This is a genomic window from Providencia sp. PROV130 (assembly GCF_028482225.1).
GTDB classification, from domain to species: Bacteria; Pseudomonadota; Gammaproteobacteria; order Enterobacterales; family Enterobacteriaceae; genus Providencia; species Providencia rettgeri.
Window position 1 is genome coordinate 108,289 of record NZ_JAMPQC010000024.1, and the last position, 14,866, is coordinate 123,154.

General features: G+C 40.4%; 15 protein-coding genes. 13 read left to right on the forward strand and 2 right to left on the reverse strand.

What is annotated here, in order from left to right:
- Positions 1-288 precede the first annotated feature (288 nt).
- Positions 289-801: an AAA family ATPase gene (locus PSF28_RS16870; protein WP_210840430.1), complete on the forward strand. Its 513-nt coding sequence runs from the start codon at positions 289-291 to the stop codon at positions 799-801.
- A 56-nt stretch (positions 802-857) separates the two neighbouring features.
- Here the strand turns inward: PSF28_RS16870 and PSF28_RS16875 are convergent, their stop codons facing one another.
- Positions 858-1,478 (reverse strand): flavin reductase family protein, encoded by a 621-nt coding sequence (locus PSF28_RS16875; protein ID WP_210840431.1) that lies wholly within the window; start codon positions 1,476-1,478, stop codon positions 858-860.
- Positions 1,479-2,114: 636 nt separating this feature from the next.
- On the opposite strand from PSF28_RS16875, the gene PSF28_RS16880 reads away from it, so the two are divergent.
- The 9 genes from PSF28_RS16880 to PSF28_RS16920 all read left to right on the forward strand — a co-directional run bounded on the left by PSF28_RS16880 (position 2,115) and on the right by PSF28_RS16920 (position 9,883).
- Entirely contained in the window at positions 2,115-2,444 is a 330-nt protein-coding gene (locus tag PSF28_RS16880; RefSeq protein WP_272666255.1) for a helix-turn-helix domain-containing protein, read from the forward strand.
- A gap of 234 nt (positions 2,445-2,678) precedes the next feature.
- Positions 2,679-3,194 carry a fimbrial protein gene (locus PSF28_RS16885; protein ID WP_210835751.1) on the forward strand — a complete coding sequence of 172 codons (516 nt, stop codon included), beginning with the start codon at positions 2,679-2,681 and terminating at the stop codon, positions 3,192-3,194.
- A 62-nt stretch (positions 3,195-3,256) separates the two neighbouring features.
- Positions 3,257-3,835: a fimbrial protein gene (locus tag PSF28_RS16890; protein ID WP_272685403.1), complete on the forward strand. Its 579-nt coding sequence runs from the start codon at positions 3,257-3,259 to the stop codon at positions 3,833-3,835.
- Positions 3,836-3,923: 88 nt separating this feature from the next.
- Positions 3,924-6,476 carry a fimbria/pilus outer membrane usher protein gene (locus PSF28_RS16895; protein ID WP_210835741.1) on the forward strand — a complete coding sequence of 851 codons (2,553 nt, stop codon included), beginning with the start codon at positions 3,924-3,926 and terminating at the stop codon, positions 6,474-6,476.
- Positions 6,477-6,523: 47 nt separating this feature from the next.
- Positions 6,524-7,228 (forward strand): fimbrial biogenesis chaperone, encoded by a 705-nt coding sequence (locus tag PSF28_RS16900; protein WP_247605249.1) that lies wholly within the window; start codon positions 6,524-6,526, stop codon positions 7,226-7,228.
- A 14-nt stretch (positions 7,229-7,242) separates the two neighbouring features.
- A complete protein-coding gene (locus PSF28_RS16905) occupies positions 7,243-7,671 on the forward strand; it encodes a hypothetical protein (RefSeq protein WP_272685404.1) in 429 nt (142 codons plus the stop codon).
- Entirely contained in the window at positions 7,664-8,179 is a 516-nt protein-coding gene (locus tag PSF28_RS16910; protein ID WP_210835736.1) for a fimbrial protein, read from the forward strand. Before PSF28_RS16905 ends, PSF28_RS16910 begins: the two co-directional genes overlap by 8 nt.
- Positions 8,176-8,712: a fimbrial protein gene (locus PSF28_RS16915; RefSeq protein ID WP_247605245.1), complete on the forward strand. Its 537-nt coding sequence runs from the start codon at positions 8,176-8,178 to the stop codon at positions 8,710-8,712. Before PSF28_RS16910 ends, PSF28_RS16915 begins: the two co-directional genes overlap by 4 nt.
- A gap of 160 nt (positions 8,713-8,872) precedes the next feature.
- On the forward strand, positions 8,873-9,883 hold the full coding sequence (locus tag PSF28_RS16920; protein WP_272685405.1) for an adhesin: 1,011 nt from the start codon (positions 8,873-8,875) through the stop codon (positions 9,881-9,883).
- 24 nt (positions 9,884-9,907) lie between these two features.
- Here the strand turns inward: PSF28_RS16920 and PSF28_RS16925 are convergent, their stop codons facing one another.
- Complete coding sequence (locus PSF28_RS16925; protein WP_210835732.1) at positions 9,908-10,681, reverse strand: AraC family transcriptional regulator; 774 nt, start codon at positions 10,679-10,681, stop codon at positions 9,908-9,910.
- 192 nt (positions 10,682-10,873) lie between these two features.
- Between PSF28_RS16925 and PSF28_RS16930 the strand changes: the two genes are divergently transcribed.
- From PSF28_RS16930 to PSF28_RS16940, 3 genes are read left to right on the forward strand one after another with little or no spacing between them, the layout of a single operon-like run.
- Positions 10,874-13,291: a DMSO/selenate family reductase complex A subunit gene (locus PSF28_RS16930; protein ID WP_272685406.1), complete on the forward strand. Its 2,418-nt coding sequence runs from the start codon at positions 10,874-10,876 to the stop codon at positions 13,289-13,291.
- On the forward strand, positions 13,288-13,926 hold the full coding sequence (locus PSF28_RS16935) for a DMSO/selenate family reductase complex B subunit (RefSeq protein WP_210835728.1): 639 nt from the start codon (positions 13,288-13,290) through the stop codon (positions 13,924-13,926). The genes PSF28_RS16930 and PSF28_RS16935 overlap by 4 nt, the downstream gene beginning before the upstream one ends.
- Entirely contained in the window at positions 13,923-14,822 is a 900-nt protein-coding gene (locus PSF28_RS16940) for a dimethyl sulfoxide reductase anchor subunit family protein (protein WP_272685407.1), read from the forward strand. The genes PSF28_RS16935 and PSF28_RS16940 overlap by 4 nt, the downstream gene beginning before the upstream one ends.
- Positions 14,823-14,866 lie beyond the last annotated feature (44 nt).

Here is a 14,866-nt window from a genome sequence, read left to right on the forward strand (position 1 = left end):
TTTTTCCCGCTTTGTGTTATCAGCCGAAAATCAAAAAATTGATTTTCCAAATTTATTTTCAAAACCTCTTTTATTTATGCTCATAATTCAACTAAGTTTGACAGTTTGTATTGACCACTGATAAGTTGATTATAATTCCATTTGGGAAATTTATATGTCACAGGGTGTCGTTAGCTTAAACATTATTATTACCATCACTTAGTGGTGGGGATAAGCGACATCCTAAACCCGCCAGATAAGGCGGGTTTTTTGTTCTTATCTGGTTAATACTTCAGTAAGGAACGATTTATGAATTTAGCAGAAGCATCATCATTACTAAAAAATCAACCTCGTTTGCATTTTCTTTGTGGCAAAATCGCTTCAGGGAAATCCACATTAGCAAAACAATTGGCTAACTCGCCTTGTACTATTTTGCTTTGTGAAGATGAGTGGCTTGCTGCACTTTACCCTAATGAAATTACTGAATTAGTTCACTATATTGAGAAAAGTGCTTTAGTGAAGCAAGTATTAGAAGGTCATATCAAGCAATTGATACTGGCTGGAAATAATATTGTGATGGATTTTCCTGCTAATACACCCTTGCAAAGGCAATGGTTAAGATCATTGGCGCAGACATCTGATGCTCATTATATATTTCATGTATTGCAGGTCAGTAATGATGAGTGTAAAGCAAGGCTTGTGGCCCGCAATTTAGCAGGGGAAAACCCATTTCAAACATCTGAAATGCAATTTGATTTAATTACTGAGCATTTTTCCTATCCAGAAAGCAGTGAGCAGCTAAACTGTCAATTCTATCCATAAGAGTAACATATCGGAGTAATAAACCTCAGAAAGATACTTATTACTCCGATTTCTGGTTACTTAGGGCGATACATTTTGAGGTTTTGCTGTTGTTCAATCCAATAATAATCAGCAGGTCCTCCTGCTCGTAATAGTGGTTTCTGGCCAGCACAATCATATAAGCCATCATTCAATGCTGACTCATCAATATGCACCATGACGACTTCACCCATCACCATCCAAGTATCCAATAACTGGCCATCAGCACGTTTAAGTTGTTGGTATTGCGTGACAACACATTCCATTGAAACGGGTGTTTGAGCAACACGAGGCGGCGAAACTAATGTCGAGGGGAGAGTTGATAGCCCCGTTAGTGTGAACTCGCTTTCGCCACGTGCGAGTGTGGCGCTACTCATATTTACATGCTCACCTAGTGACAATGTTGCGAGGTTATAAACGAATTCCCCTGTTTCAATGGCATTGGTGACTGAATCTTTTTTCCCAACGCTCGAAAAGGCCAATATAGGTGGTGAATAATTGAAAATATTGAAAAAACTATAGGGAGCTAGGTTGGTTCTACCTTTGCTATCACGGGTTGATATCCAACCAATCGGCCTAGGGCCAATAAGTGATGGAATAGGGTCGTGGGGTAGCTTGTGACCTTGCTGTGGTTGGTAACTATAAAATTTTGCTGTCATTGTGAATTCCTTTTTAGTTTTACTCTAACGGATATTTGAATAAGTTGTTAGGTGTTTAAATAAAAAATGCTATAAATGCATAAAAAATGCAGTAAATGGATATTTTATTTTAAATCTTAATTATGTTAATTATGGGGAATATAACGTAAGCTGATAGTAATTATTTAAATAATTATTAATGCGTTATATTTGTCATTTTTTTTATTTATTGATTTTATTATTTAACTCTATTTTTGTGTAAATTTGATATATTTATCTGTCTTAATTGAAAGCTTTAATGTGTTCTTTTAATTTTATTTTCCCCGGTATGTTAATATTTTAATGTAATTAATTTACTTTTCTATTATCTTAATTGAAATTCATTTTAACACTTTGATTTTAATTGTTTATTTTTTAATTTTATTAATCATGAAACACAAGCTATATAATTTAATAGGAAATGACTATCAAATTATATAAATTCGATCGATACAAACGTATTTACAGAATTAATTAATAAACCTATATTTAAATTAAGTTATTTCTATCTATTTTTTGATGTGTCTAAATTTTATTTTATATAAAAATAAATCGATTTTTAAATTAGCAATGAGTAATTTAAAATTTCATATAAGAGTACTACTCATTGGAAATAATATGACAAAAACAAATATATTATTACGTCGAGATATTGGGTTGTTTTTAAGACAAGCTAGAATTGATAAATCATTAACAGGATACCAATTAGCGGAAATATTAAAAATAAGTCAACAGCAGGTTTCTCGTTATGAAAGAGGGGAAACCGGTATTAATGTTGAAGTATTGAATACCCTTCTGATCGTATTAGAAAAAAACTGGCTAGAATTTTTCTTCAAAGTTTTAGTTAATTACTCGAGTGAAATTGCAGATATAAGAACACAGGATGAGCTTTTTTACCTCATCGAAAGATCATTTTTCTATTATTATGGAAAACCAAAAAAAAGATGATTTTCAATCAAATATATCGTTAATTTAATTATGCGCTCATAGTGTGATACTTGGTTTTTGTATCCTCTTTCATTGAATTAAATATGGGAATCAGATTTACGCTATTAAATTTCTAATAGTGTATTTGTTGTAGTTTTATTTTTTAATTGAAAGGAAAAATCTATGCGATTAACCAAATTAAATATTGCACCTCAATTATCAAAATCAACTCAGTTATTTATTTTTACTGCATTGATGGCGGGTTTATTATCAGCAAATTCTGCTGCAGACAATACAGGCACGGTTGATTTTGAGGGTGTCGTTGTTAGCACGCCTTGTAATATAGCCCAATCTTCACTAAAGCAAGTTATTGATTTTGGACAGTTATCTCGTAGAGCACTGGAAAATGGTCGTGTGGCTGAAGTGAAATTTAATATTGAATTTACTGGGTGTGATTTCACTGATTTCGATACTGATGTAACCGGAAAACCTATTGCTGTTAAATCAATGGAATTAGTGTTTACAGGCCAAAGCTATGCGGATGCAACAAATACTTTACTTTCTACTTCTGCAGGTAATACCAACAATGTGGGAATTGGCATTGATGGATTTGAATTTGGAAAAGCGAAAGATGTACTCTCACGGATCATCAATAAAAAAGGTGATAATGTTTTATCTTTCAAAGCATTAGCGAAAGCTGTTGATACAACGAAAAGTGTATCGGAAGGTAAGTTCAGTGCAGTCACAAACTTTCGTATTACCTATCAATAACTAAATTGTTTAACCGCCAGAATTAACTGGTGGTTAAATAGTGAGCCGCTATAGGAGGGGTTGTGGATAGTTATCAAAGGATTATGAATATAACGGTACTGTTGGTAATGCTTATTTTTAGTATTCATTCACATGCAGACACCAAAAATGGTAAACCCTACAACGTCAATGCAATAACGTTACTTAAAGGCAGCGTCATTGATGCACCGTGTTCAATTTCGTTACAAAACCGCTATCAAACTATTGATTTTTCTTCTTTGGCTCTTTCTTTTTTATCTAATAACTTGCAACGAGAAATGCATGACCAGCCTTTTATTATCGAGCTACAAGATTGCGGTAGTGCCTATTCAAGCATTGATCTAAAAACATGGAAGATACGCTTTGTTGGCCAAAATGCACCATATATTGATGCTTTTACACTACAAGGTGCCTCGGAAGGATTAGGTATATCGGTATTAGATAATGCAAAAATACGATTACAACCCAATAAGGATTATTCATTATCTAACAATGTGTTGTATCAAGATAAATCAGGGTACAGCCTTTTCCTACGCTATTTCCTACGTTTGGAATTAACCGGACAGCCGATCCAAGCAGGTCGTTATTACGGACTGGTCCGTTTCTTCATCGATTACCAATAACACACACGAGTAATACGCTTTTATAAACTTCATTTTGAAGATGCATTCTTATTGCATTTAATCTGGTATAGCTAGGATGGTATAGAGCATGGTGTTCAAAATTAACGAAAAATTGAAACTAGCTTGGCACATTGCTTTTCTGTTACCGAGTCTTATGGGATGGAAAGCATTTGCAACTGAATTTAATACAGATGTGTTAGATGCAGATGATATTCAAAATATTGATATGAGCCAGTTTTCGGTTGCCGGGTATACGCTACCGGGGAATTATGTTTTTACTCTCTTTGTTAATGGGCAACGTTTAGGGGCACCCCGCGATATCTCTGTTTATGAAAACAAACCAATCGCAGGTGAATCAACTCAAGTGGCACAAACTATCTGTATTCCTCCTGATGTCCTTGAGTTAATTGGTTTAAAGCGTTCTGCAATGAAAAAGGTGACACTTTCCCATAATGGGAAATGTCTCGATTTTTCTGCGCTAGATGGGATTCAAACTACCATTGAGCTCAGTACGCTGTCGCTGAAAATGATTATTCCACAAATATGGATGGAATATCGCGACCCATATTGGGTACCTGCTAATTTATGGGAAGAGGGAATAGATGGCGCATTTATTGATTACAATGCGAATATTTCTGCAACTAAAGAAACGGATAGTAATCGGCAAATCTATTTATCAAGCAATGGGATTACAGGGGTAAATTGGGGGGCTTGGCGCTTACGTGGGGATTACAGTACATCTTATCAGAAGCAACGGGGGGATTACCCTCAAGAGAAACACAACTTTGATTTTACTCGTCTTTATGCATTTACTTCATTGAAAGATAGCGCTTCAATTTTTACCGTGGGAGAAAATTATTTTTATTCGGATATTTTTGAGTCTTGGCAATATACCGGTTTTTCTTTAGAAAGTGATGACCGCATGCTACCGCCTAAATTAGTGGGGTATGCACCTGAAATTATTGGTGTGGCAAACACTAATGCAATTGTGACTGTTCGCAGTCAAGAACGTATTATTTCTGAAACAGCCGTTCCTCCGGGGCCATTTCGAATTCAAACACTCGATAGTGGTATTCGTGGCGTATTGGATGTGACGGTACGTGAAGAAAATGGCGAAGAGAGTAAATTTAGTATTAGTACCGCCTCGTTACCTTATTTAACACGTCCTGGACGGGCTATCTATAAGGTTGCGATGGGAAAGACGCGTTATGACAATCGGCATTTGACGGGGGAGCCTGTTGTAAGTGGTGAATTATCATATGGTGTTTCAAATGCATGGTCATTATATGGCGGAACTCAGCTTAATGGTTATTACCAAAGTGCAGCGCTAGGGATAGGACGAGATCTTTTTTCAATAGGCGCGGTTTCTTTTGATATCACTCAATCCTTTGCCGATTTTTCAGATAAAAGACGCCAAGGGCGCTCTTATCGTGTTAATTACGCAAAATCTTTCGATGATTTACGTACCGATATTACCTTTGCGGGTTACCGCTTTGCTGACAAAGAATACCGAACACTGACGCAATTTATGGATGAAGATAGAATAGGCAATGGTGTTCAGGCAGCAAAAGAAAATTATCAATTATATTTAAATAAATATTTTGATGATTTTAATATTTCTCTTAATTATCAATACAGTACTTATTGGCAGCATGATTCACAAACACAATATGGCTTATACATTAATGCGCCTTTAAATTTTCCACTTCTGTCCCGAAATGCGGCAAATTTATCATTATCAGCGACTCGTACTGAACGAGACAATGGTAATGAAGATGATGCTATTAATCTGTATCTCACCTTGCCATTATTCCGTGGGCATAGTGTCACATTTTCTGAGCTCTACTCACGCTCAGCAGGAAATAACCAATTTAATCATCAGGTTGGTTATAGCGGTTATGGGGAGCAAGACAATTACAATATCAATGTGGGTTATAGCCATGGCCAACATATTGATAACCAAGCCAGTTTGAGTGGCTTCTACTCACGAGACCTGTCCCAAGCAAGTACATCGATAAATGCGAGCTATGTACCAGATCAATACCACAGCATTGGTGGGTCAATAAATGGTGGGGTCACATTAACCTCTAAAGGGGCGGCATTACACCGCTCAGCGCACGGTGATACACGGCTTATGATTGAAACACCGGATGTGAGCGGCGTTCCTCTCGATAATGGCGTGATTAAAACCAATGCATTTGGATTAGCTGTTATTCCTAATATGAATAGTTACCGGAAATCAACCGCCTCAATTAATACGAGTCAGCTTCCTGATGATATAGAAAGCCTTGATCCCTCAACAGATATTACCTTAACCAAAGGCGCCATTGGTTATCGCAGCTTATCAGTGATGAAAGGCCATAAGTTATTCGCTGTTTTTGTTCTGTCTGATGGAAGGCACCCACCTTTTGGCGCGAGCGTTCGCAATAAAAATAACCAAGAATTGGGACTTATTGGTGAAGGTGGAGTGACATGGCTAGTGGGGGTCTCACCTCAAGAAAAACTGTCGTTGTATTGGAATAACCAGCCACAGTGCGAGTTATCTCTACCTGAAAAATTAGATGAGCTTACGGATCTATTATTACTGCCGTGTTCTTCGGTCAAAGCTCTTGGTTCAATTTCTTCGTCATCAAGTAAATGATTGTGAGGCTAATTATGTGGAAGTTAGATATCTATCATCAATGGATTATGAGAGTGCTGTTTGCCATACCAATATTGTCCTTTAATACCGATGCAGCCGTGACTTTGGATCGAACTCGGATCATTTTCCCCGGGAATGCAAAATCGATCAATATCAAAATAACTAATGATAACCCAGAAGAAGCTTACCTAGCGCAGAGTTGGATTGAAGACCAGCAAGGTCAGAAGTTAATAAAGGGTGCATTATTAGCCACGCCACCTCTACAACGTGTTGAGCCGAATAGCCAAAGTTTAGTTCGCTTGAGTGTTACGCCTTTATTTAGCCAGTTACCGCAAGATAGGGAATCCGTATTTTATTTTAATTTACGGGAAGTTCCGCCTAAATCTCATGATGCGAATACCTTACAAATTGCTTTGCAATCGCGGGTGAAGCTTTTTTATCGACCCGCATCCATTCTAGCTGAGTCTGAGACAAATTGGGCGCATAAAGTCACATTAATGAAAACGCATAAAGGGTATCAACTCAATAATTCAACGCCTTTTAATTTGACTGTTATTGGGTTGGGTAATAACCAAAAACAATCTGAGCAAAGTCAATTTGAGGTAGTGATGGTACCGCCTAAATCTACCCAAGAGCTTGTTTCCCAGCCTCTGACAAAACCTCATCTAACCTATATCAACGACTATGGCGGAAAACCGACTTTGGCTTTTCGTTGCCAGCAAGACATTTGCACTGTGGTCGATGAACGCTAGTTAGGTAGGAATATATGGCTAGCATTAATAATAGAAGGAGTAATGCATTGATAAAACATATGCTTATCGGTCTATTTTTCATTAGTGGCATGATGGAGGGAATGGCTTCAGCGAGCGGATTTTTAAATCATATTGCGGTGAATGAATCACATTATGAAGATTTAAATAGTGGATGGTTAGAAGTCAGCGCTGAATTATTCAATTCACCTTGTCATTTAAAAATATCAACCTCAACGGTGATGTTGACAGAATGTGGCGCAGGCGACGCCTTTTCTGCTAACAAAACACAAACAACGCCTGCACGAATACGCTTTTATGATGTGCAAAATGGGAATGTTACGGCCATGGAGAAAATAAGTTTACTCAACGGTAATAATTTAATTCACCCGCCTGTTGCTATACACAAATCGAAAGTGTTACGGCTGGAGGTGGCTTATGAGTAAGGTCATTTTACTTTTAAGTCTTGGAATTCCTATATTGGGTTGGAGTATGGATAGCCTTGATGTGGAATTTAGTGGCATTTTAGTCAACAAAACCTGTCAGTTAGCGGCTGATTCCATTACTAAGCAGGTGAAAATTGAAAATATACGTTTGAAGTCGATTAATGACAACATTACCAGTGATATCACTCCATTTTTTATCACGATTGAAAAATGCAGCCAAGCTGACCTCAATAAGATGATTAAAATTACTTGGAAAAGCCCAAAACGCGTCAATATAGAGGGGCAAAGTTACCTTGGAACAGATGGTAATAGTGGAGTATTGCTAGGGGTGGTTGATAAGCAAAGGGCTCTTGTTATTTGGGAACAATCGATTGAGGTAGAACCGGTTACTGTAGCTGATGGAAGCCAGCAATTGGAATTTGGCGTATTTGTCCGTAAAAACCCATTGAATGAGGCAAAAAAAGGTTTTTTCTCAAGCTCAGCGACTTTTACATTGGAGTATGAATGATGAAAACAACTAATTGGTTATCTAAATTAATTTTGTGTGTTTTATTCATCTCATTTATGTCTAAGTCAGATGTTTTAATCGATGTGAGTGCGACATTAGTCGACCCAGCCTGCCAGCTTCGTAGCGAAGATAACAGCACACCATTAAAAATTAATTTTGGGGTGATTAATATACCAATTAATTCAGATGATGTTTCTCAATCCCATACATTTCCGTTGTATTTAACAGGCTGCAATTGGAATAAAGCTCTTGGTATCATGATTAACCCCAAAAATAGTAACACTATGGTTTATCAAGGAAAAATTATTTTATCAACCAGTACTGATGGTCTTGGCATTAATATCAATAACCTAACTGGCGGTGTGGCTCATCCACTTGAAGTTAATCAAATTCAGCAAATATTTCCTGAACAAATAGATGCCACGTTGCAGCGAATTATTTTACAAGCTGAGCTCGTCAATACCCTGCCAGCGAGTCAGCTCCGTGCTGGAAAATTTAGTGCTATTGCCATGATTTCGGTCACTTACTATTAAGGCGGTAATATCGGTTATGTCTAATTTTCAAATCCTGTTTCAGGTGTTTTTTAGCTCAATAGTGAAAAGGCAATCTTCCCTATTTTTGGGGAAAGGATTCTTTAAGCAATTATTTAGTCTCTCAATGTATTCTCTGGTAGCTATTCTCGGTTTGTATGGAATGAAAGCCTATGCGGACTATGCACCTCGAATACAAAATTCGAATGCAGGTTATTTAATTCGCCTCGACAGCAATAGTGTTATTGACCCCGTCTCACGAGTGGGCTCTGATGGTAAAAATTATCATCGCGTGGGAAACCCTATCGTTATTGATGGCAATAGCGCCCAAGTGAGCGTATCTGGCTTGGTTGATTGTGTTGGAAGACGGTGGGGGAGCAGTAATACCAGAATTCATTCATCACAGGCATTTCATCGTTTGTTTATGTATGTGGCTTCTGCGGGAGTGACGATTGATGGAAAAACCGCCTACCGAATTAATAATAACCTTGTGATGACAGTAGAAGCCCCTATTATGGATTGGAAGAATATTGATGCCGGAATGTGCTCATATGCTTATGTGGGGCTCGTTCGCTCCGCCCATGAGTTTACGAGTCAATTTCCGATTACCATCACATTTTATATTAATGAGCAAATTATTGATGGAAAATTAGTTATCCCCGCAATGGATTTAGCCGGTTATGTTCGCGCTTTTACTGAACCTAAATCTGTACCGCCTTTTGATAGCTGGCTACTATCTGACTCAACAGTGCCAATGCGTCTTGCGGCTTCTCAGCTAAATGTAAAAGCAATGTGTTCCACGCAAACGAGCTCTGGGCAGGCTAGTACAGTCAATTTGCGACATGGCCAATTAAGTAGCGTTTATTATGATAGCTTGGTGAGTGAAAGCATCAGATACACCTGCAAATTTGCTGCCTTAACAAAGGTCAGGCTGCGGTTAGACTATGCGACCGATAGCGACCCGCAAAAGCGATTGCCGATGAAAGATGCTGCAAATAGAACGATTTACAGTCAGTTAGAAATTGTGGATGAGCAAACCGGGGCGACAGGCACAGACATTCGTGTGGGAATTCAGTCAGATCGTACGATTCAGATACGTAGTCGTATTCAAGGAGCTAATGCAGACGCAGGAAGCTATCAAGGGTCTGCATGGTTAATCGCCACATTTGATTAAATTGAGCTTTTGAATGGTTAGATATTATCCACCAATTCTCTGAATAAAACTGGATGGACTTTGCCCTAACCATTTTTTAAACATGGTCGAAAAAGACCCAACACTGCTGTAGCCTAAATCGAATGCGACCTCGGTAATGGATTTACCCGCAGAAATGTGGGTAATTGCACTTAATAAGCAAGCTTGCTGTCGCCAGTCAGAGAAAGAGAGCCCTGTTTGAGCGCCAAAAAAACGGCTAAATGAGCGCTCGCTTTTATGTAATTTAGCGGCCCACTCTTGGGGAAGTGACGTGATCTGTGGTGCTTTTAAAAACTCACGGCATAGCTTAGCTAAATGTTCATCTCGTGGGATGGGGGCGTAGAAAGGCAGGGGCTCTGCTTGTGCAATTTCATGCAAAATCAACTGGTACATGACTCCATCACGACCATTTAAATCATATTCAATCGGGGTATCAACGGCTTCGAGTAATAACTGACGTAGTAAAGGTGAAACTCTAAGCACTTCACACTTATTCCCTTTGCGTGGAGCAGCACTCGGTTCGATATACAAGCTTCGGGTGCTGACGTTCAACATGCGGGTTTCATGAGGGGTATTACAGGGGATCCAAACCCCGCTATCAGGCGGGATGACCCATTCCCCATCAGCGGTACTGACTTCAATCAAGCCTGTCGCACCATATAAAAACTGGGCGCGTCGATGGACGTGAGAATCGAGTAACACGTTTGGTAGGTAATCAGTGCCTATAGCTAACACATCACGTGGAGTGGCATCGACAGTTTTTAGAGGAATATTTCGCATAGGAATTTATCTTGGCTGAGATTCAAAAATTATTATCTATTTTCTGAATATAGGCAATTTTTATTGACATAACCACATGTTTTATATGGTTGGCTGAAATTCCAATGTGTTTGGCGGTTTTTCGAAAGTTGGAAAACCGGGAAATGATTACTCTAGCGCGGCAACCTAATGTATGCCAGAGGTAGAGTTATCATGGAAAATTATCACGATCGGGCGGATAGCAAGAGTCTGATTGAACCCTTAACCCGTCGTCGGTTTATTCAAGGCAGCTCTGCGCTCATGGCTGTCCCCTTTATTGCCACAAACACGGTCGCATCGACACCAGAAAACCCGAATATCATCCCAACGACAACGCTGCAAGATGACGGTGAGCGTGTGGTCTCCACCTGTAGCAGTTTTGACTGTGGTGGTAAATGTGATATTCGAGCGCACGTTAAAGAAGGCGTAGTAACCCGAATTAGTACCCGCCCAGATGCTGATTTAGATGAAGAGATGCCCATCATGCGTGCTTGCGTGCGTGGCCGCAGTTACCGGAAATTTGTTTATCACCCAAATCGACTGAAATACCCAATGAAACGAGTGGGTAAACGTGGAGAAGGGCGCTTCGAGCGAATTAGCTGGGAGGAAGCGACGACATTGATTGCCGACAATATGCAACGTATCAACCAGCAACATGGCCCTGCATCACGCTTTGTTAGCCTCAGTACTGGGGTGACTGGTGGGATTTTTTCCGGCGCGAACATGTTGCGCCGGTTATTTAATCTAACCGGTGGTTTTTTAGAAAATTACCACTCAGTGAGTAACGGCAATACCATGGCGGTCACACCTTATACCTATGGCACATCAGCAAGCGGTAGCACGCTAGACACACTCGAAGATACGCCATTGGTGATCCTGTGGGGGCATAATCCCAACGAAACCATTTTTGGTCATACGAACCATTATTTTCAAAAAATGAAAAAAAATGGCACCAAATTCATTGTTGTCGATCCGCGTTATTCGGATACCGCATCGTCATTAGCAGATCAGTGGATCCCGATTTTACCCACCACCGACAATGCGATGATGGATGCCATGATGTATGTGATCATCAGTGAGGGTCTGCATGATCAAGCCTTTATCGATAAATTCACGGTTGGTTTTGATGAGCACCAGATGCCTGATGGCGTGCCAGAAAATGAGTCACTGGTGGCGTATCTCATGGGTAAAAAAGATGGAATAGTGAAAACGCCAGAATGGGCGGAACCCATTACCAAAGTACCCGCCGACACCATACGTCAATTGGCGCGTGAATATGCCAACACCAAACCAGCGGCATTAATGCAAGGCTGGGGGCCTCAGCGTCATATTTGTGGGGAACGTTCTGCCCGAGGCGCGACCTTGTTGGCAACAATCACGGGTAATGTGGGTGTAAAAGGGGGATGGGCAGCAGGTTACGGCATGGCCGTCACGCCGGATCTCCGTAAAACTCTCGCGGGGCCTCGCTTATTTGACAACCCAGTGAAAGCGAAAATCAATATCACCAATTGGGTGCAGGCCTGTGAAAACAAAGATCTGGTGACGCCAAATAATGGTTTAAAAAACGCAGAAAAACTCGATACCGAAATCAAAATGATTTTTTCGTTAGCGGGTAACTATATGACTAACCAGAACCCCGATATTTTGCATGCCGCTAAAGTTCTGGAAGACGAAAGTAAAGTTGAGTTTATTGTTTACAGTGACTTATACATGACACCCAGTGCCAAGTATGCCGATATTTTACTGCCTGAAACCAGTTTCCTAGAGCGCTGGAATGTGGGCGGCACATGGGGAACCGGTAACTATATTATTTTATCTGAAAAAGTCGTCGAGCCTGAATTTGAGCGCCGTAGTGACTATGAATGGTTGCGCGACGTGGCTGAAAAACTCGGTGTTGGCGAAAAATTCAGTGAAGGCCGTACAGAAAAACAGTGGATTGAGCATTTAGTTAATGACGCTCATCAAAAACGCCCAGAAGATGGCATTCCAACCTTTGATGAGTTGCAGGTTAAACGTCGACATCTATTAAAACATAAACCGCACGTGGGTCATGTCGCCTTCGAGAAAAACATTAACGATATCAAGAATAACCCGTTTGAAACACCATCGGGGAAAATTGAAATTTTTTCTCAGCGCCTTTATGAGCGTCATGACATGGATATCCCAGCGTTATCTCACTATGTGCCCGCCATTGAAGGGCCAGAAGATGAACTAGTTTCTCGCTATCCATTGCAATTAATCACTTGGAAAGGCCGTAATCGTGCCAATTCAACGCAATTTGCTAACCCGTGGTTACAAGATGTACAACGCCAAGAATTGTGGATCAATCCCATTGATGCCAAACGACGAAATATCGCCGATGGGGAACGGGTCAAAGTGAATAATGACCGCGGTATTACCATGGTGCCGGTCAAAATCACTCAGCGCATTATGCCTGGTGTTGTTGCTTTACAGGCAGGGGCGTGGTGGCAACCGGATGAAAATGGCATTGACCAAGGTGGTTGTGCGAACGTTTTAACATCTTCCCGTAGTACAGCAATGGCACATGGAAATGCCCATCAAACCTTATTGGTGGAGGTAAGCAAAGCATGAGTAAATTTCAGGTTTATCCCGCGATTAGCGACAAACAGCTTGGCTTTTATATTGACTCTGCCCGTTGTTCCGGTTGTAAAGCCTGCCAAGTGGCGTGCAAAGATAAAAATAACCTCGACGTGGGGCGCAAATATCGTCGTGTATACGAAGTCGCTGGTGGTGAGTTTATCGAAAACGGCACAGGGGGGCTGGTGAATAACGTCTTTGCCTATACGTTGTCCATTTCATGCAACCACTGTGCCGACCCAATGTGCGTGAAAAATTGCCCGACGACAGCCATGCACAAGCGTGAAGGGGATGGCATTGTGATGGTCAACACAGATAAGTGTGTGGGTTGTGGAACCTGTGCGTGGTCTTGCCCGTATGGTGCACCGCAAATGAACCCGGAAACTCAGCAAATGTCGAAGTGTGATTTTTGTATCGACCTGCAACTAAAAGGGGAGCAGCCCGTCTGTGTCGCCACTTGCCCATTAGGGGCTATTCAGTTTGGCCCGATTGATGAATTACGACAACGTTATGGGGAGCTAGCGGATGTTCGAGGATTACCAGATTCATCGATTACCCACCCAAATTTAGTGATCCATCCACATCTTGGGGCGGGTCGTACACAAGACTCACAAGGAGAAGCCAAATGAATGAATGGCCACTGTTATTATTCACATTTTTAATGCAAACATCCATTGGGTTGAGTGTGATGTTAGCGCTTTTTGCAAACAAATTATCGGCGAATCTAACGGGCAAAACGCACGCACAGTTTTTGCTGTGGTATGTATTTGTCGCCTGCGTATTTGCGGGTATCGGTTTATTGTCTTCAATCACCCACTTAGGGGTTCCTTTAAATGCGCCTAACTCACTGCTGAATATTTTTTCATCGTGGTTAAGCCGTGAAGTAGTATTCACCGCGACCTATTTTGCTTTTCTCGGGCTGACTTTCCTATGGTTATGGTTCAAAAAGGAATTGTCATATTTGCTACTTGGCTTGGCCATTATTGCAGGGCTATGCGATGTGTATGCCATGGCCTCAATCTATCGTTATACATCAATGTTAACGTGGATGAATGATAATACGTATTTGATGTTCTACGGCACCATGTTTACTGCGGGAGCGGCCGGGTATTATTTATTAATCAATTTGTTAGTGCGTTTTAATGCGGGCTCGTCAGTGGCTCAGATTTCAACCCGTGGGTTATGGGTGCTATGGGCAGTGATTGGGTTTAGCTTATTGGTTCGTCTAGCTTATCAACCGGCTTATGAAAGTTACTTGGTTCACACTAGCTATAATAATGAATCCATTACATTTCCTATCGATTCTATCCATGCCTACCAAAACATTTGGTCATTACGGATGACAAGCTGGATCGTTGGAATATTGGCGGTGATGGTATTGGGGTATGGGGTGTTTCGTCATATACGACAAACGGCGAATGGGGTGATAACGTCGAGCAGTAAAGGGTATTTAGTGATTGGTTGTACAGCGGCGATGGTGGCTGAATTTATGTTGCGTTACTGCTTTTACACGATCCACTTATAAATAACAACGAGTTGCAAACAACAGTTTATTGCTTAGGAAGTTAT

Bases quoted from the DNA above. Each gene is read 5' to 3' on its own strand.
- PSF28_RS16870 (WP_210840430.1), top strand. From the start codon at position 289: ATGAATTTAGCAGAAGCATCATCATTACTAAAAAATCAACCTCGTTTG.
- PSF28_RS16875 (WP_210840431.1), bottom strand. From the start codon at position 1,478: ATGACAGCAAAATTTTATAGTTACCAACCACAGCAAGGTCACAAGCTA.
- PSF28_RS16880 (WP_272666255.1), top strand. From the start codon at position 2,115: ATGACAAAAACAAATATATTATTACGTCGAGATATTGGGTTGTTTTTA.
- PSF28_RS16885 (WP_210835751.1), top strand. From the start codon at position 2,679: ATGGCGGGTTTATTATCAGCAAATTCTGCTGCAGACAATACAGGCACG.
- PSF28_RS16895 (WP_210835741.1), top strand. From the start codon at position 3,924: ATGGTGTTCAAAATTAACGAAAAATTGAAACTAGCTTGGCACATTGCT.
- PSF28_RS16900 (WP_247605249.1), top strand. From the start codon at position 6,524: ATGAGAGTGCTGTTTGCCATACCAATATTGTCCTTTAATACCGATGCA.
- PSF28_RS16905 (WP_272685404.1), top strand. From the start codon at position 7,243: ATGGCTAGCATTAATAATAGAAGGAGTAATGCATTGATAAAACATATG.
- PSF28_RS16910 (WP_210835736.1), top strand. From the start codon at position 7,664: ATGAGTAAGGTCATTTTACTTTTAAGTCTTGGAATTCCTATATTGGGT.
- PSF28_RS16915 (WP_247605245.1), top strand. From the start codon at position 8,176: ATGATGAAAACAACTAATTGGTTATCTAAATTAATTTTGTGTGTTTTA.
- PSF28_RS16920 (WP_272685405.1), top strand. From the start codon at position 8,873: ATGAAAGCCTATGCGGACTATGCACCTCGAATACAAAATTCGAATGCA.
- PSF28_RS16925 (WP_210835732.1), bottom strand. From the start codon at position 10,681: ATGCGAAATATTCCTCTAAAAACTGTCGATGCCACTCCACGTGATGTG.
- PSF28_RS16930 (WP_272685406.1), top strand. From the start codon at position 10,874: ATGGAAAATTATCACGATCGGGCGGATAGCAAGAGTCTGATTGAACCC.
- PSF28_RS16935 (WP_210835728.1), top strand. From the start codon at position 13,288: ATGAGTAAATTTCAGGTTTATCCCGCGATTAGCGACAAACAGCTTGGC.
- PSF28_RS16940 (WP_272685407.1), top strand. From the start codon at position 13,923: ATGAATGAATGGCCACTGTTATTATTCACATTTTTAATGCAAACATCC.